This is a genomic window from Ensifer sp. GW101-20A05 (assembly GCF_059424735.1).
The window spans coordinates 842,909-859,562 of sequence record NZ_JBWKZT010000001.1 but is presented as its reverse complement, the minus strand read 5'-3'; the positions used below and the strand labels follow the sequence as shown (position 1 = coordinate 859,562).

Sequence of the window (16,654 nt, the reverse complement as noted above, 5' to 3'; positions counted from 1 at the left end):
CCGCTACACCGTGCGGAATTATTTTCTCGACAGTCGAGAAAATGAATGTCATGGATTTTTGAGGCTGTCAACACGGCGTGAATGCGGTGGTTGCGGCATCAACAAGGTGCTTAGCGAGCGGTCGCGTCCGTTGTTTCTCGGCCGCCGATAAAATCCGTGCCACAAGGCTGTCGACAAGGCGTCCGGCGCCTTGTCTTGCCGTTCAACAGATGCTTTGGGAGGGGCATGTGTTCGAAGGATCCGCCACTGACAGGGACGTCTCATGCTGACCAAGTCCAGCACTGAGCTCGTGCGTCAGCAAAACAGCGCGCTGGTCCTTGCGGCGCTCAGGCGCGCCGGCAATCTCTCCCATACGGAAATTTCTGCTGATACGGGGCTTGCCTCGGCGACCGTTTCCGCGATCACGGCGGAGTTGGAAAAGGCGGGGGTGCTCGCCAAGGCCGAGCACCAGGTGCAGGGTGGGCGAGGGCGGCCGCGTGTCCTCTTCACGCCGCGGCGCGACTACGGCCATCTCGTGGTCGTCAGGATCTCCTCCGACATCGTGCAATATTCGCTGATCGATTACGGCGGCACGCTTCTCGACCGCTTCGACGAATCGCGAAACCACGACGAGCGCGGCACGATCCCTTTCGCTCGCGCATTCGTGGACGCGCTCGAACGTCTGCTGCAGCGCTCAAGGCTGGAGCGGGATCGCGTGCTCGCCGTTTCGATCAGCAGCAAGGGGCTGGTCGACAGCGACACGGCGCGGCTTTTGTGGTCGCCGGTCTTCGGTCGGGAAGAGCTGGATTTCGCTGCACTGCTTGCGCCGCAATGGCGCGCGAAAGTCATGCTCAGCAATGAGACTCTGCTGGTCGCGCAGGCGCTTGCAGCACAAGCCGAACGCAAACCGGAAGGTGGGTTCAGGGCGCTTGCGGCGATCTCTCTCGGCCACAGCATCGGCCTTGGCGTTGCCCGCAAGAGCCAGAGCGGCGAGATGGATGTCAGCGCGCCGAATTTCGGCCACATGCTGCACGCGCCGTCAGCGGGCCTCTGCCGTTGCGGCGCCTATGGCTGCATCGAGGCGGCAGCCGGTTTCTATGGGATTCTGCGTGCCGCCTTCGAGGTGCCGGCGGATACCATCCCCGCCAAGTTCGTTCCCGTCGCCGAGCTCGACAAGATCGCGGCCAGCGCGCGGCAGGGACATCGCATGGCCGGCTACGCGTTCCGCCAGGCGGGCATTGCGCTCGGCAACGGCATCTCGCGCATGCTGAGCCTCTACGAGCGCATGCCTGTCCACGTCACCGGGCCCGGCATCCGATACTTCGATCTCATGCTGCCGGGGATCGAAGAAGGACTTGCCCAGTCCATGCAGGTCCGCCTTCAGGGCGCTCCCGAAATATCGGTCGCGCCCGACGAGCAACGCCTCGTCTTCGAGGGACATCTGGAGCGGGCGCTGGGCGCGATCGACGCCGATATTACCGCCACCGGCGTTTCCTGATGCACGGTTGAAGTGCATCGCCTGACGCAACCTTTTTTGGGGTTGTATCGAAGGTGAGCACCTCTAGTAATGCAATTTACAGTTATTTAGCGACTCCTTGTCAATGTGGCTGTGACGCGGGAGACACTCATGTTTTCAGTGATTGCATGCATACGTGATGACCATGACTGGCGCCTTATCGTGGCCGCCGCGATCGTCTGCCTGGCGGGCAGTGTCGCAACGATGTTGCTGCTGCTGCGCGCCCGGCGAAGCGAAGGTAGCCAGCGCAGCCTCTGGATCGCGGCCAGCGGTTTTGCCTGCGGTGTCGGTGTCTGGTCGACGCATTTCATCGCCATGCTGGCCTATGATGGTGGTGTGCCGGTTGCTTACGGCCTCTGGGGCACCGCTCTGTCGGTGGTCGTCGCCATAGCCGCGTCGTGGGTCGCCTTTGCAATCGGCCTCGGTGGTGGTTCACGTCTCTCGATGTCCTGCGGTGGCTTCGTGCTTGGCGCCGGCGTCGCGGCGATGCATTTCACCGGCATGCAGGCGATCGAGATCCACGGGCACATAAGCTACGATCCGCAAGCGACTGTTTCGGCGCTCGTCGTGGGAACGCTGCTGGCGGGTGCCGCGCTTCATGCTTTTCATGCCTTGCGCAGCATGCGGCGGCTGGTCGTCTCCTCCTTGCTGCTGGTGCTGGCAATCTGCACCATGCACTTCACGTCGATGAGCGGCGTGACGCTCATGCCGGAGGCCACTGTGGCTGTCGCCGGCACCATTCATCCCGCCTGGCTCGCCGGCGGGGTCATCGCAGCCTCCACGACATTGATCGTGCTCGCCTTCGGCGCCCTCTTCGTCGATCGGCAGCTGACCGATCTCAGAGGGCTCGCCAACGCCTCGCTCGAAGGCATGGCGATCGTTTTCGATGGCGTCATCGTCGAAGCCAACGAGCGCTTCTCCGGCCTCACCGGTCGGACGTTTTCCGATCTGTCCGGGCGCCGCCCGTCGGAGATCTTCGTCTTCGGCGAGGAAGGGCTCGAGGGACACAGGCGCGGGGATGGTCCCGGCGAGATCGATCTTCTCAACGCCGATGGGCGCACCATTCCGGTGGAATTCATGTGCCGGACGATCGAGTATCGTGGCCGCGAATGCGAAGTGATCTTCGTGCGCGACTTGAGGGCACGGAAGGAAGCCGAGCGCACGATCGAGCATCTGGCCAATCATGATGCGCTCACCGATTTGCCGAACCGCGCCTTCTTCGACCGCAGGCTGGCCCAGACGCTGGCGGCGGCCTCTGCGCGGGGCGAAGAGTTGGCAATCCTCTGCCTCGACCTCGACCGCTTCAAGGCAGTCAACGATATCTTCGGCCACGGCGAAGGCGACCGCATCCTGAAGAAGGTTGCCGATATCCTGCGCCAGGCTGCCGGAGAGCACGACACGGTCGCCCGGCTCGGCGGTGACGAGTTCGCAATCATCCACGTGGGCGGCAAGCGGCCGGCGGCGGCGCGCCAATTGACGGACCGCATCCTGGCGCTGTTTGCCGCGGAAATGGATACCAATCGCGATCCGACCGCCGTCGGCGTCAGCATTGGTGCTGCGCTCTATCCGGTCGACGGGCAGACGGCAGATCAGTTGCGCAACAATGCCGACACGGCACTCTACCGCGCCAAGCAGAGCGGCAAGGGCATCGCCTGCTTCTTCGACCGGGGAATGGATGAGGCGGTTCGCACCCGCCGGCAGATCGAGAACGACCTGCGCCATGCGGTGCTTCGCCGCCAGTTCTTTCTAGAATACCAGCCGCTGGTCGAAGTCCAGAGCGACAGGATCATCGGCTACGAGGCATTGCTGCGCTGGAACCATCCGCAGCGCGGGCTGATCGGCCCTGACGTGTTCATCCCGATCGCGGAGGAAAGCGGCTCGATCATCCAGATCGGCGAGTGGGTGCTGGAACAGGCCTGCACGGAAGCGGCAAAATGGAACGAGCCGCTGCCGATTTCCGTCAATATCTCGCCGGTCCAGTTCCTTCTGCCCAATCTCTTCGATCAGGTCGCGAGCATATTGCGTCGGACTGGCCTTGATCCCTGGCGGCTGGAGCTCGAAATCACCGAGGCGGCGCTGATGCACAATCGCGAGGATGTGCTGGCGGTGCTGGTTCGCCTGCGCGTCCTCGGCGTCCGGATCGTCATGGACGACTTCGGCACCGGACATTCTTCGCTGAGCAACCTGCAGACTTTCCCCTTCGACAAGCTGAAGATTGATTGCAGCTTCACCGCTGCCCTCGAAAAGGACCCTTCCGCACAGGCGATCGTCCGCGCCATCATCGCGCTCGGCCACAGCCTCAGGCTCGCGGTCGTGACCGAAGGCGTCGAAACCGAACGGCAGAGGCAGATCCTGGCGGAGGAGGGCTGCCTGCAGATCCAAGGCTATCTCTCCGGCCGACCGGGCGCTGCGCCCAGCACCGGCCGGGAAGCGCCGCGATGGGAGAAGATGCCGGTGTGCGCCGAGGGCTGAGGCACCTGCGCGGATGCCGGTTTGCCAGAGTGGTGGCATGAAAAAAGCCGGGCGTGTGGCGCCCGGCCTTTCCATTTGATGTGTTACCGGCGGCCGTAGCCTTAGGCGACGCTGATCTGACGCTTCTCGACAACCGACTTCACGGCGGCGTCGGCGAGCGCCAGTGCGGCGAGACCATCCTTGCCCGACGGCGTGATTTCCGCACCCTTTTCGATCGCGGCGATGAAGCTCTCGATCTCGTTGGCATAGGCTTCAGTGTAGCGGGTCATGAAGAAGTCGTGCAGCGGCGGGCGGGTGTAGCCTTCGCCATTGGCGATCTCGATCGAGACCGGACGCTGGTTTTCAGCCGAGACGACGCCCTTCGAGCCGTGCACCTCGATGCGCTGGTCGTAGCCATAGGTGGCGCGGCGGGAGTTGGAGATGATCGCCTGCTTGCCGGAAGCCGTCTGCAGGATGACCGAGACGCTGTCATAGTCGCCGGCTTCGCCGATCGCCTTGTCGACGAGAACGGCGGCGGTTGCCGTCACGGAGACCGGCTCCTCGCCGAGCAGGAAGCGGGCCATGTCGAAGTCATGGATCGTCATGTCGCGGAAGATACCGCCCGAACGCTTGATGTAATCGACCGGCGGGGCGCCCGGATCGCGCGAGGTGATGGTCACCATTTCCACGTCGCCGATCTTGCCGGCGTCGATCGCCTTTTTGACGGCCATGAAATGCGGGTCGAAGCGGCGGTTGAAGCCGACCATCAGCTTGGCCTTGGTCTCGTTGACAACCTTGAGGCAGGCCTTGACGCGCTCGGCATCCAGATCGACAGGCTTTTCGCAGAAGATCGCCTTGCCGGCGCGCGCGAAACGCTCGATCAGGTCGGCGTGGGTGTCGGTCGGGGTGCAGATGACGACGGCGTCGATGTCGTCAGCCTTTTCGATCGCCTCGATGGTGCGCACATCGCAGCCATATTGCTTGGCGATGGTTTCGGCGGCGGCAGGGAAGGCGTCGGCAACGGCGACGAGCACGGCATCCGGATTGCCGCTGACGGCTTTCGCGTGAACCTTGCCGATGCGTCCGGCGCCCAGAAGACCAAATCTGACTGTCATCTCAGTTTCTCTCGAATTCCGGCTCGCGACCGGGAAGGGGCGTGATGATCGGCGCTCATCGCGCAAAGGCGCCGCGGAACATTGATTCCGCGAATCGATCGGAGAATTGCCACGAAAAATCGCGTGTTGGAACGCTGCGCCGGCGCCTCTCCCTTGGTACCTCCGCACCCAGTCGGCCCGTCCATTCATTTGGAATGAAGTAGCCGACGCGGGTCATTTCGGAATTTTTATTCCATTTTAGTTGCGTCCGTCAAGGGGCGTGAGGACCGCTGGACTTGCTGTCTTCAATGAACATCCCGTAAATGGGGCGCACATGATAAGGCCACCAGAGGACAGAATGCTCAAGTTCATCGACCCGGACCACCCCTTTTACCGCCCGCTATGGGTCCGCCTGCTGATCGTGGCCTTCTGCGCCGTCTGGACGGTGGTCGAGTTCCTGGGCGAACAGGCGATGTGGGGCATGATCTTCCTGGCCATGACGGCCTATGCCTCGGCAGCGCTGCTGGTCTTCTATAAGCCGAGCGAGAAGAGCGTGGATAAAGCCGCGGACGAAGAGCAGGGCAAGAGCGACGGGGATGGCGCCGCGGGCTGACGATCACGCCGCCGGGTTGATTGCGCGTATCTGCTGCGAGGCTTCGTCGATCAGCATGTTGGCGAGTTTCATGCGCACGGTCGCATTGGCGCGGAAGGCGGCCGGCAGGCGGTCCGGATGGTTCAGGGCGGCGAAGGCACGCCGCTTTGCCGCGAGCGTCATTTGTGTTTCGCCGTCGGCAAGCGCCAGCTCCGCAGCAACCTCGGCAAGGCTGGTGCGATCGAGATAGTCGGGCATGACGGGCGGGGCAGGCGGCTCGACGAAAGCCGCATCGAGATAGGCGCGTTCGACCGCGCCAAAAGACGCCAGGCCAGCGCTTTCGACAGCGAACGCGCCGGCGAAGATCGGCGCGCGCGGCGTCGCCAGTCTGGCCTCGACCTCTTCATCGAACTCGCTTTCCTCTTCCGTTTTCAGCCGTTCGAGCACCGACTGAAACACCGACATTCCGAACATGACGCCTCCAATTGGAAGGAAACCATGACAGCCGGAGGTTATCCCGGGCTGATCACTTGATCATGCCGGGCTGATCACGCACGGCCCTGCTTCAGGATGAGATCGTAGAGCAGCTTGGCACTCGGCGGCAGTGCGCGTCCCTCGGCGGTGATCAGCCCATAGGGCTTGATGCGGATCGGGATCTCGGTCTTGAGGATGCGGATCTCACCGGCCGGTGTGCCGTTGCCGGCAATCAGGTTGGCGACGTCGAGCGCCACCGGCGCGATCGCATTGGTGTGGCGCACGATCGACAGCGTCAGAATGATCGAAGAGGTGTTGATGACGGTCGCCGGCAATCTCACGCCGGCCGCCACGAAACTATCCTCGACGGCGCGCCTTAGCAGCGTGCCCGGCGGCTGGAACACCCAGTCATAGGAGGGCAGGTCCTCGGCGCCGACCACGGGTTTGTCGAGCAGCGGATGGCCGTCGCGCACGATCAGGCAGACTTCTTCAAACCCGATCTCCACCATGTTGAAGAGCCGCGGCGGCTGGTCGTCGGGGATGCGCCCGATGATGAAATCGTGGCGCGCGGCAAGCAACTCCCTTGCCAGCACGTTGCTGTTTTCGATCTGGACGTTGATCTCGATGCCGGGATAGGCGGTGATCACCTGGCGAATGGCGGGGACGGCGAGATTGAGCGCCGGGCCCGTGACGGAACCCAGAGAGACCGAGCCGCCGCTGCCCGTCTTGAGCTCGTTGATCTCGCGCGAGGCTTCTCGAAGCTCCAGAAAGATCGTGCGCGCCCGCCGTGCCAGCGCTTCGCCGTAAGGCGTCAGTTCGACGCCACGGGCAATGCGTTCGCAGACCGGCGCCTTCAGCATCGTCTCGATTTCCGACAGCATACGCGAGGCTGCCGGCTGCGAAATCCCGAGGGCTTCCGCGGCGGCGCTGATGCGCCTGTGGTCGTCAATTGCAAGAATCAGCCGGAGGTGGCTGATCTTCAAGCCGGAGCGAAAGAGTGCTGAATCGAAGAGTTCGCCGGCCGTCCCGGTGGCGCTTGCCTTCTGGTCGCGCATTTCCAACCCCTGTGGTTTTTTTGGTTTTCAAATATTTTCAAAAATCACACTGTTCGCACGTGCTATAACAATTTTGGTATGCGTTCAAAGTAATATTGTATTTGACAGTTATATGTTTTGATTCCAGTTTTTGCTCATGTGCCAGCGCATGTAGGAGCATGCGAGGCGGGGAGGCCTCTCCTTCACCTTGATCCGCGGCCGGAGACGAGATCCCGGTCCGCGGATTGCTGCGCATAGACGGAAAGGCTCTGCCTGCCGGCTTCAACTTTTTTGGGAGAGAACTGATGAAATTGATGACTTCGCTTCTCGCAGCCGCTGCGATTTCGATCGCGTCCTTCGCTGCGCCCGTATTTGCGCAGGACAAGGGCACGGTCGGCATTTCCATGCCGACGAAGACGTCGACCCGCTGGATTTCCGACGGCGAGACGATGGAGAAGCTGTTCAAGGAAGCCGGCTACACCCCGGACCTGCAGTTCGCTGACGACGACATCCCGAACCAGCTCGCCCAGATCGAGAACATGGTGACCAAGGGTGCCAAGGTTCTGGTCATCGGCGCCATCGACGGCACGACGCTCTCCGACATCCTGCAGAAGGCCCATGACGCCGGCGTCAAGGTTATCGCCTATGACCGTCTGATCCGTGACTCTGGCAATGTCGACTACTACGCCACCTTCGACAACTTCCAGGTTGGCGTGCAGCAGGCGACGTCGCTGGTGCAGGGCCTCAAGCTCGATGGCGCAACCGAGCCCAAGAACATCGAGCTCTTCGGTGGTTCGCCTGACGACAACAACGCCTTCTTCTTCTACGACGGCGCGATGTCGGTTCTGCAGCCGCTGATCGACAGCGGCAAGATCGTCGTCAAGTCCGGCCAGAAGGGCATGGACCAGGTCGGCACGCTGCGTTGGGACGGTGCTGTCGCTCAGGCCCGCATGGAAAACCTGCTGTCGTCGAACTACACCGACGCCAAGGTCGATGGCGTGCTTTCGCCCTATGACGGCCTCTCGATCGGTATCATCTCGGCGCTGAAGGGCGTCGGCTACGGCTCGGGCGACATGCCGATGCCGGTTGTCACCGGCCAGGACGCCGAGCTGCCGTCGGTCAAGTCGATCCTTGCCGGCGAACAGTATTCGTCGATCTTCAAGGACACGCGCGAACTCGCCAAGGTAACGGTCGGCATGGTCAACGCGATCATGGAAGGCAAGGAGCCTGAGGTGAACGACACCAAGACCTATGAAAATGGCGTCAAGGTCGTTCCGTCCTACCTGCTGAAGCCGGTTGCCGTCGACAAGTCCAACGTCAAGGACGTGCTCGTCAGCTCGGGCTACTACACCGAAGACCAGATCAACAACTGATCTTTTTCAACGGGAAGGGCCCGTGCAGCCGCGCGGGCCCTTTTATCCAGAAGACGGAGCCGGTACTCTCTCGAAGACTGCCGCTGGAATGACTGAACATGGACAATATCATTCTTGAAATGCGGGGCATCACCAAGACGTTCCCGGGCGTCAAGGCGCTGGACAATGTCAGCTTCAAGGTTCGCGAAGGCGAGATCCACGCGCTCGTCGGCGAAAACGGCGCCGGCAAGTCGACGCTGATGAAGGTGTTGAGCGGCGTCTATCCCGCCGGCACCTATGAAGGCGAGATCCACTACGGTGGCGAAGCGCGTCGCTTCTCGACGATCTCCGACAGCGAAGACCTTGGCATCATCATCATCCACCAGGAACTGGCGCTGGTGCCGCTGCTGTCGATCGCCGAGAACATCTTCCTCGGCAACGAGATCGCCAGCAACGGCGTGATCCACTGGCCGCAGACCTTTGCCCGCACCCAGGAGCTCCTGAAGAAGGTGGGCCTCAGCGAGAGCCCGGCAACGCTCATCACCGACATCGGCGTCGGCAAGCAGCAACTGGTCGAGATCGCCAAGGCGCTTTCGAAGAAGGTGCGGCTCTTGATCCTCGACGAGCCGACCGCCTCGCTCAACGAAACCGATTCCGATGCGCTTTTGAAGCTCCTGATGGAGTTTCGCACGCAGGGCATGACCTCGATCATCATCTCGCACAAGCTGAACGAGATCCGCAAAGTCGCCGACCAGATCACCATCCTGCGCGATGGCGGAACCGTCGAAACGCTCGACTGTCAGACCGAAGATGTCGGCGAGGACCGGATTATCAAAGGCATGGTCGGCCGCGCCATGGAAGACCGCTACCCGCCGCGCGAGCCCAAGATCGGCGAGACGCTGCTGGAGGTGAAAAACTGGAATGTCTTTCACCAGCACCACCGCGACCGGCAGTTCCTGCACGACGTCAATTTCACCGTGCGCGCCGGCGAAGTGGTCGGCATTGCCGGGCTGATGGGGGCAGGGCGCACCGAGACGGCGATGAGCATCTTCGGCAAGTCCTGGGGCCACAAGATCACCGGCGACGTGACGATGCGCGGCAAGCCCGTCGATGTCAGCACGATTCCGCGGGCGATCGATGCGGGTCTCGCTTACGTCACCGAAGACCGCAAGCAGCTCGGCCTCGTGCTGATCAACAACATCAAGGAGAACACGACACTCTCCAACCTGAAGGCGGTTGCCGCGAACGGCGTCATCGACGACCGCAAGGAAGCGAAGGTCGCCTCCGACTATCGCTCGAAGCTGCGCATCCGTTCGCACTCGATCTATCAGGAAACGGTCAACCTCTCGGGCGGCAACCAGCAGAAGGTCGTGCTGTCCAAATGGCTGTTCACCAATCCGGAAGTTCTCATTCTCGACGAGCCGACACGCGGCATCGATATCGGCGCGAAGTATGAGATCTACACCATCATCAACCAGCTTGCCGCCGAGGGTAAAGGCATCCTGATGATCTCATCGGAAATGCCGGAGCTGCTTGGAACCTGCGATCGCATCTACGTCATGAACGAGGGCCGCATCGTCGCCGAGCTCTCGAAGGCGGAAGCGAGCCAGGAATCCATCATGCGTGCCATCATGCGTTCAGGGGAGAAACACTAATGGTCGCCGATACGAGCACCCAAAACAACAAGCCCTCGATCGGGGACTATCTCAAGAACAACATCCGCGAATACGGCCTGCTCGTCGCGCTCGTGGTGATCATGCTGTTCTTCCAGTTCGTGACCAACGGCGTGCTGTTCAAGCCGGTCAACATCACCAACCTGGTGCTGCAGAACTCGTTCATCGTCATCATGGCGCTCGGCATGCTCCTGATCATCGTCGCCGGCCATATCGACCTATCGGTCGGCTCGATCGTCGCCTTCATCGGCGCGATCTCGGCGATCATGCTGGTCAAATGGGGGCTGCCCGCCTTTGTCGTTATCCCGGCCTGTCTGATCGTCGGCGGCATCATGGGGGCGGCCCAGGGCTATTGGGTTGCGTACCAGAAGATTCCGTCCTTCATCGTCACGCTTGCCGGCATGCTGGTGTTCCGCGGGCTCACCTATGTGGTGCTCGGCGGACGTCCGATCGGCCCGTTCCCGAAGGAGTTCCAGCTGCTTTCGACGGGCTTCGTTCCGGATTTCCTCTATTTCCTCAACCCGGCGCCCGAGACCATTCAGAACATGGTGGCGCTCGTCGCCGTCATCGCTCTGGTCGGCTACGCGATCTATGCGGGCATTCGCGACCGCAAGATCAACGAACAGCACGGCACGGAGAACGAGCCGTTCGTCTTCTTCGCCGTACAGATGGCGGTCATTGCCGTCGTTGCGTTGTTCATCGGCTTCCAGCTCGCGACCTATCGCGGCCTGCCGAACGTGCTGATCGCCATGGCCGTGCTGATCGCGCTCTATACCTTCATCACAACGCGCTCGACCATCGGTCGCCGCATCTACGCCATGGGCGGCAACGTCAAGGCGACCAAGCTCTCGGGCATCAACACCGAACGGCTCACCTTCTACACTTTCGTCAATATGGGCGTGCTTGCGGCACTCGCCGGCATGATCATCACCGCCCGCCTCAATTCGGCAACGCCGAAGGCCGGCGTCGGCTTCGAACTCGACGTGATTGCGGCCTGCTTCATCGGCGGCGCCTCGGCGTCCGGTGGCGTCGGCAAGATCATCGGCGCGGTGATCGGGGCCTTCATCATGGGCGTGATGAACAACGGCATGTCGATCATGGGCATCGGCATCGATTACCAACAGCTGATCAAGGGCCTCGTGCTCCTCGCAGCCGTGTTCTTCGATGTCTACAACAAGAACAAGGGTTGAGCTGAAAGCCATAAGACCCGACGCGAACCAGTAACATTCACCGGCAGCCGCGGCTGCCAGGATCGGCGGATTGGCCCGCTGGAATTGGATGGCGAAAGCCAGCCACGGGAACGCTTTTGCCTTGAAAAGGCGAGGACCGCGACCCGAACGACGACAGGAAGGACAGGATCGTGCTGATTTCGCAGATCAGGAACGAAGACGGATCGATAACGGTTGCGGTGCGTTTGCCCGGTGAAACCGCGCATGCGGTCAATGGTGCTGCAAGCGTCTACGCTCTGGCGATGGAAGCGGCCAATGCCGGGCGCAGCCTGAAGGAGACGATCGAGACCAAGGGTCTTGGCGCCGCCGTCGACCTCGACAAGGCCTATGCGGAGGGACGTTTCCTGCCGCCGATTACCCATCCGGATCCGGCGCACCTGCACCTGACCGGCACGGGTCTCACCCATCTCGGTTCGGCCGCAACCCGCGACGCCATGCACAAGAAGACGAGCGAGGCGGCCGAGGAGACCCTGACGGACTCGATGAAGATGTTCCGCATGGGGCTCGAAGGCGGCAAGCCGAAGGCCGGCGAAACCGGTGTGCAGCCGGAGTGGTTCTACAAGGGCAACGGCACGTCAGCCGTGGCGCCAGGTGCGGCACTCGTTTCGCCAGCCTTTGCCGAGGATGGCGGCGAGGAGCCGGAAATGGCCGGCATCTACGTCATCTCCGACACGGGCGTTCCGTTCCGTATTGGTTTCGCCGTCGCCAACGAGTTCTCCGACCACAAGACCGAGCGGGTCAATTATCTCTGGCTGGCCCATTCGAAACTGCGTCAGGCGAGCTTCGGTCCGGAAATCCGTATCGGTGTTGCGCCCGAGGATATCCGCGGCATGTCGCGCATCCTGCGCGGCGGCAAGGTGCTGTGGGAGAAGCCGTTCCTGTCGGGTGAGGCCAACATGTCGCACAGCTTCGCCAATCTCGAGCATCACCATTTCAAGTACGGCCTGTTCCGCCAGCCGGGCGATGTCCACGTGCACATGTTCGGCACGGCGACGCTGTCCTTCGGCGACGGCATTCGCACAGAAGAAGGCGACGTGTTCGAGATCGAGGCTAATGGTTTCGGCCTTCCGCTCCGCAACACGCTAGCGATCGCTGCGGAAGAACAGGTCGCCATTCGCCAGCTCTGACACATCTCCTAAGCGCACCGTTCACGAGGGACGGTCATGCGCGTTTATGAAGGAGGCTCGAAGCCTATGACATTGCACCAGAACCTGATTGCCGGCGAATGGGTCGGCGGAGACGGGGTTGCCAACATCAATCCCTCGAACACCAACGACGTGGTGGGCGAATATGCCCGTGCGTCTGCCGACGATGCCCGCGCTGCGATCGCTGCTGCCAAGGCGGCGTTCCCGGCCTGGTCGCGCTCCGGCATCCTCGAGCGCCACGCGATCCTGCGCAAGACCGCCGACGAGATCCTCGCCCGCAAGGACGAGCTCGGAAAGTTGTTGTCGCGGGAGGAAGGCAAGACGCTCGCCGAAGGCATCGGCGAAACGGTGCGTGCCGGCCAGATCTTCGACTTCTTCGCCGGCGAGTGCCTGCGACTGGCCGGCGAGGTGCTGCCGTCGGCCCGGCCCAACATCGGCGTCGAGATCACCCGCGAGCCGGTCGGCGTCGTCGGCATCATCACACCCTGGAACTTCCCGATCGCCATTCCCGCCTGGAAGATCGCGCCGGCGCTCTGTTACGGCAACACCGTCGTCTTCAAGCCGGCCGAACTGGTGCCCGGCAGCTCCTGGGCCATCGTCGACATCCTGCATCGCGCCGGCCTGCCGAAGGGTGTCCTGAACCTCGTCATGGGCAAGGGCTCGGTCGTCGGCCAGGCGATGCTCGACAGCCCCGATGTGCACGCCATCACCTTCACCGGCTCGACCGGCACGGGAAAACGCGTCGCGTTGGCCTCCGTCGAGCACAATCGCAAATACCAGCTGGAGATGGGCGGCAAGAACCCCTTCGTCGTGCTCGACGATGCCGATCTGTCGGTGGCGGTCGAGGCGGCGGTCAATTCCGCCTTCTTCTCCACCGGCCAGCGCTGCACCGCCTCCTCGCGCATCATCGTCACCGAGGGCATCCACGATCGCTTCGTGGCCGCGATGGGCGAACGGATGAAGGGGCTGACGATCGACGACGCCTTGAAGGCCGGCACCCATATCGGTCCGGTGGTCGATCAAAGCCAGCTCAACCAGGACACCGACTACATCGCCATCGGCAAACAGGAGGGCGCCAAGCTCGCCTTCGGCGGCGAACTCCTGAAGCGCGACACGCCCGGCTTCTACCTGCAGCCAGCGCTGTTCACCGAGGCGACGAACGCGATGCGCATTTCTCGGGAAGAAATCTTCGGCCCGGTCGCATCCGTCATCCGCGTCAGGGATTACGATGAGGCACTCGCTGTGGCCAACGACACCCCCTTCGGCCTGTCATCGGGTATCGCCACCACCAGCCTCAAGCACGCGACCCATTTCAAGCGCAATGCCGAGGCCGGCATGGTGATGGTCAACCTGCCGACGGCCGGCGTCGATTTCCACGTGCCGTTCGGCGGCCGCAAGGGCTCGTCCCATGGCTCGCGCGAGCAGGGCCGCTACGCCGCCGAGTTCTACACAACCGTCAAGACGGCCTACACGCTCGCTTAACGGGCGCCGTCACAGGCCCGCGTGACTGCGCGGGCCGCCTAAGGAAGGATAAGATGAAGAAGAAAGCTGAATGGCCGCGCAAGCTGCGTTCGCAGGATTGGTTCGGCGGCACCGGCAAAAATGCCATCATGCACCGCTCCTGGATGAAGAACCAGGGCCTGCCGGCGGACACGTTCGATGGTCGACCGATCATCGGCATCTGTAACACCTGGTCGGAACTGACGCCGTGCAACGCGCATCTGCGCGACCTTGCCGAGCGGGTGAAGCGCGGTGTGTACGAGGCCGGCGGCTTCCCGGTCGAATTCCCGGTGTTCTCCGTTGGCGAAAGCACGCTTCGTCCGACGGCAATGATGTTCCGCAACCTTGCAGCGATGGACGTCGAAGAGGCGATCCGCGGCAACCCGGTCGATGGCGTCGTTCTGCTCGGCGGCTGCGACAAGACCACGCCGAGCCTGCTGATGGGGGCCGCCAGCGTCGATATCCCGGTCATCCTCGTCTCCGGCGGTCCGATGCTGAACGGCAAATGGCGCGGCAAGGATGTCGGCTCGGGCACGGCGATCTGGCAGTTCTCCGAGATGGTGAAGTCCGGCGAGATGTCGCTGGCGGAATTCATGGATGCGGAGCAGGGCATGGCCCGTTCGGCCGGAAGCTGCATGACCATGGGCACGGCTTCCACCATGGCCTCGATGGCCGAAGCGCTCGGCATGACGCTGCCCGGTAATGCCGCGATCCCCGCGGTCGACGCACGCCGGCGAGTGATCTCGCAGCTCTCCGGCCGCCGCATCGTCGACATGGTCAAGGAAGATCTGAAGCCGTCCGACATCCTGACGAAGCAGGCCTTCGAGAATGCCATCCGCGTCAACGGCGCCGTCGGCGGCTCGACCAATGCGGTGCTGCACCTCTTGGCGCTCGCCGGCCGCATCGGCGTCGATCTCAGCCTCGACGACTGGGATCGCCTCGGCCGTGACGTCCCGACGATCGTCAATCTGCAGCCGTCGGGCAAATACCTGATGGAGGAGTTCTACTACGCCGGCGGTCTCCCGGTCGTGATCAAGGCGGTCGGCGAAATGGGTCTCCTGCACAAGGATGCCTTGACCGTCACCGGCGACACGATCTGGAACGACGTCAAGGACGTCACCAACTACAATGACGACGTCATCGTGCCGCGCGAAAAGGCCTTGACGCAGTCGGGCGGCATCGCCGTGCTGCGCGGCAATCTGGCGCCCAAGGGCTGCGTGTTGAAGCCATCGGCCGCCTCGCCGCATCTGATGCAGCACAAGGGCCGCGCCGTGGTCTTCGAGAGCATCGAGGACTATCACGCCCGCATCAACCGCGACGATCTCGACATCGACGAGACCTGCGTGATGGTGCTGAAATATTGTGGCCCGAAGGGTTATCCGGGCATGGCCGAGGTCGGCAATATGGGCCTGCCGCCGAAGGTGCTGAAGAAGGGCATCACCGACATGATCCGCATTTCGGACGCGCGTATGTCCGGCACGGCCTATGGCACGGTCATCCTGCACACGGCACCGGAAGCGGCCGATGGTGGCCCGCTGGCGCTGGTCGAGAACGGCGACATGATCGCCGTCGACGTGCCGGCCCGCACCATTCACCTCGACATTTCGGACGAGGAACTCGCCCGTCGTCGTGCGGCCTGGGTGTCGCCGGTCAAGCCGCTTGCCGGCGGCTATGGCGGTCTCTACGTCAAGACGGTCATGCAGGCCGATACGGGGGCGGATCTCGACTTCCTCGTCGGCCCGCGCGGCTCGGAAATCCCGATGAACCGCGACAGCCACTGACTTTTCTGTTTGCTGGCGTGCAATGCCGCACCGCTCGTCGGTGCGGCATTTCCATTCGCGCTCCGGCCAATCGTTTCAAAAAGAAGCGCAATCTTTGCACGTCTTCGGTTTGTATTATCTACAACCTCCGAAACGTTTGGCTTCCGGTAGAGTCAGCGCAACCAGACTTGATCTTCCGACGTCTCCTCTAGCCTGGGTCATTCCGGCCCTAAGCTTGAGAAGGAGGACGATCATGCGGAAGAATGTGCTTGCGTTGTCGCTGGGTCTTCTTGCGACGGTGGCGTTATCCGCGCCGGCATTTGGCCAAAGCGCGGAGCGCGATGGTCTCGGTGTCGGGCTGTCCGTCGGCGCAGCGAACGGGCTGAACACCAGTGTGGGGCTCAGAGGATCGGACGGCGTGAATGCCGACGTCGATGCGTCGCTGGGCGGTGCCAACGGCGTCAACGCCGACGCCAATGCCACGGTCGGCGGTTCGCGCGGCGTCAACGCCGATGCGCAGGCGAGCGTCGGTGGCAGCAATGGCATCAACGCGGATGCCGATATCGGTCTCGGCGGTGACAACGGGCTCAACTCTTCCGTTGACGCCAGTGTTGGTGGCCGACGTGGCCTGACTGCCGGCCTCGACGTCAATACCGGCGGTGGCGGTGCAGGTGTTGGTTCCGGTGGCGCAGTTTCTCCAGGCGCCCCGCTCACAGCGTTCAACAAGCTGTCGAGCGCCGAACGGGTCAAGCTCATCAAGCGTTGCCGCGACGTGGTCAGTGGCGGCTATGACGGCGGACTGGTTTCGCTCTGCCGCATCCTGCAGGCGAGCGCCTCGCGCTAGAAATACAAACG

The 16,654-nt window shown here is 62.6% G+C and carries 13 protein-coding genes; 10 read left to right on the top strand and 3 right to left on the bottom strand.

The genetic code is table 11. The features are described 5' to 3' along the window. Positions 1-262 precede the first annotated feature (262 nt). On the top strand, positions 263-1,477 hold the full coding sequence (locus AC070A_RS04310) for an ROK family transcriptional regulator (RefSeq protein ID WP_057249111.1): 1,215 nt from the start codon (positions 263-265) through the stop codon (positions 1,475-1,477). A gap of 129 nt (positions 1,478-1,606) precedes the next feature. Further along, positions 1,607-3,967, top strand: coding sequence for a bifunctional diguanylate cyclase/phosphodiesterase (locus AC070A_RS04305; RefSeq protein WP_113479265.1), 2,361 nt, complete (start codon positions 1,607-1,609; stop codon positions 3,965-3,967). A 101-nt stretch (positions 3,968-4,068) separates the two neighbouring features. Here AC070A_RS04305 and iolG read toward each other — a convergent pair whose 3' ends face one another. Next, a complete protein-coding gene (iolG, locus tag AC070A_RS04300) occupies positions 4,069-5,061 on the bottom strand; it encodes an inositol 2-dehydrogenase (protein ID WP_057249113.1) in 993 nt (330 codons plus the stop codon). 337 nt (positions 5,062-5,398) lie between these two features. Here iolG and AC070A_RS04295 point away from each other — a divergent pair, with 337 nt between their 5' ends. Beyond that, positions 5,399-5,653, top strand: coding sequence for a hypothetical protein (locus tag AC070A_RS04295; protein ID WP_057249114.1), 255 nt, complete (start codon positions 5,399-5,401; stop codon positions 5,651-5,653). Between the two features lie 3 nt (positions 5,654-5,656). Here AC070A_RS04295 and AC070A_RS04290 read toward each other — a convergent pair whose 3' ends face one another. Both AC070A_RS04290 and AC070A_RS04285 read right to left on the bottom strand, forming a co-directional pair. Then, the gene (locus AC070A_RS04290; protein ID WP_093234920.1) at positions 5,657-6,106 is read right to left on the bottom strand and encodes a hypothetical protein; all 450 of its coding nucleotides are present in this window, start codon (positions 6,104-6,106) and stop codon (positions 5,657-5,659) included. A gap of 74 nt (positions 6,107-6,180) precedes the next feature. After that, positions 6,181-7,161, bottom strand: coding sequence for a LysR family transcriptional regulator (locus AC070A_RS04285; RefSeq protein ID WP_057249116.1), 981 nt, complete (start codon positions 7,159-7,161; stop codon positions 6,181-6,183). Positions 7,162-7,445: 284 nt separating this feature from the next. Here AC070A_RS04285 and chvE point away from each other — a divergent pair, with 284 nt between their 5' ends. The 7 genes from chvE (at position 7,446) to AC070A_RS04250 (ending at position 16,643) form a co-directional block, all read left to right on the top strand. Continuing rightward, positions 7,446-8,513, top strand: coding sequence for a multiple monosaccharide ABC transporter substrate-binding protein (chvE, locus tag AC070A_RS04280; protein ID WP_057249117.1), 1,068 nt, complete (start codon positions 7,446-7,448; stop codon positions 8,511-8,513). 98 nt (positions 8,514-8,611) lie between these two features. Further along, positions 8,612-10,147: a multiple monosaccharide ABC transporter ATP-binding protein gene (mmsA, locus tag AC070A_RS04275; protein WP_057249118.1), complete on the top strand. Its 1,536-nt coding sequence runs from the start codon at positions 8,612-8,614 to the stop codon at positions 10,145-10,147. Beyond that, positions 10,147-11,355: a multiple monosaccharide ABC transporter permease gene (gene mmsB, locus AC070A_RS04270; protein WP_058326419.1), complete on the top strand. Its 1,209-nt coding sequence runs from the start codon at positions 10,147-10,149 to the stop codon at positions 11,353-11,355. The genes mmsA and mmsB overlap by 1 nt, the downstream gene beginning before the upstream one ends. A gap of 170 nt (positions 11,356-11,525) precedes the next feature. Then, complete coding sequence (araD1, locus tag AC070A_RS04265) at positions 11,526-12,521, top strand: AraD1 family protein (protein WP_112994604.1); 996 nt, start codon at positions 11,526-11,528, stop codon at positions 12,519-12,521. A gap of 66 nt (positions 12,522-12,587) precedes the next feature. After that, on the top strand, positions 12,588-14,021 hold the full coding sequence (locus tag AC070A_RS04260) for an aldehyde dehydrogenase family protein (protein WP_492384725.1): 1,434 nt from the start codon (positions 12,588-12,590) through the stop codon (positions 14,019-14,021). Between the two features lie 53 nt (positions 14,022-14,074). Then, positions 14,075-15,820, top strand: a complete 1,746-nt coding sequence (gene araD / locus AC070A_RS04255) for an L-arabinonate dehydratase (protein WP_112994308.1) — start codon at positions 14,075-14,077, stop codon at positions 15,818-15,820. Positions 15,821-16,052: 232 nt separating this feature from the next. Beyond that, complete coding sequence (locus AC070A_RS04250) at positions 16,053-16,643, top strand: hypothetical protein (protein WP_112994309.1); 591 nt, start codon at positions 16,053-16,055, stop codon at positions 16,641-16,643. Positions 16,644-16,654: the final 11 nt, after the last annotated feature.

Bases quoted from the DNA above. Each gene is read 5' to 3' on its own strand.
- AC070A_RS04285 (WP_057249116.1), bottom strand. From the start codon at position 7,161: ATGCGCGACCAGAAGGCAAGCGCCACCGGGACGGCCGGCGAACTCTTC.
- AC070A_RS04260 (WP_492384725.1), top strand. From the start codon at position 12,588: ATGACATTGCACCAGAACCTGATTGCCGGCGAATGGGTCGGCGGAGAC.
- chvE (WP_057249117.1), top strand. From the start codon at position 7,446: ATGAAATTGATGACTTCGCTTCTCGCAGCCGCTGCGATTTCGATCGCG.
- AC070A_RS04290 (WP_093234920.1), bottom strand. From the start codon at position 6,106: ATGTTCGGAATGTCGGTGTTTCAGTCGGTGCTCGAACGGCTGAAAACG.
- iolG (WP_057249113.1), bottom strand. From the start codon at position 5,061: ATGACAGTCAGATTTGGTCTTCTGGGCGCCGGACGCATCGGCAAGGTT.
- mmsA (WP_057249118.1), top strand. From the start codon at position 8,612: ATGGACAATATCATTCTTGAAATGCGGGGCATCACCAAGACGTTCCCG.
- AC070A_RS04250 (WP_112994309.1), top strand. From the start codon at position 16,053: ATGCGGAAGAATGTGCTTGCGTTGTCGCTGGGTCTTCTTGCGACGGTG.
- araD (WP_112994308.1), top strand. From the start codon at position 14,075: ATGAAGAAGAAAGCTGAATGGCCGCGCAAGCTGCGTTCGCAGGATTGG.
- AC070A_RS04295 (WP_057249114.1), top strand. From the start codon at position 5,399: ATGCTCAAGTTCATCGACCCGGACCACCCCTTTTACCGCCCGCTATGG.
- mmsB (WP_058326419.1), top strand. From the start codon at position 10,147: ATGGTCGCCGATACGAGCACCCAAAACAACAAGCCCTCGATCGGGGAC.
- AC070A_RS04310 (WP_057249111.1), top strand. From the start codon at position 263: ATGCTGACCAAGTCCAGCACTGAGCTCGTGCGTCAGCAAAACAGCGCG.
- AC070A_RS04305 (WP_113479265.1), top strand. From the start codon at position 1,607: ATGTTTTCAGTGATTGCATGCATACGTGATGACCATGACTGGCGCCTT.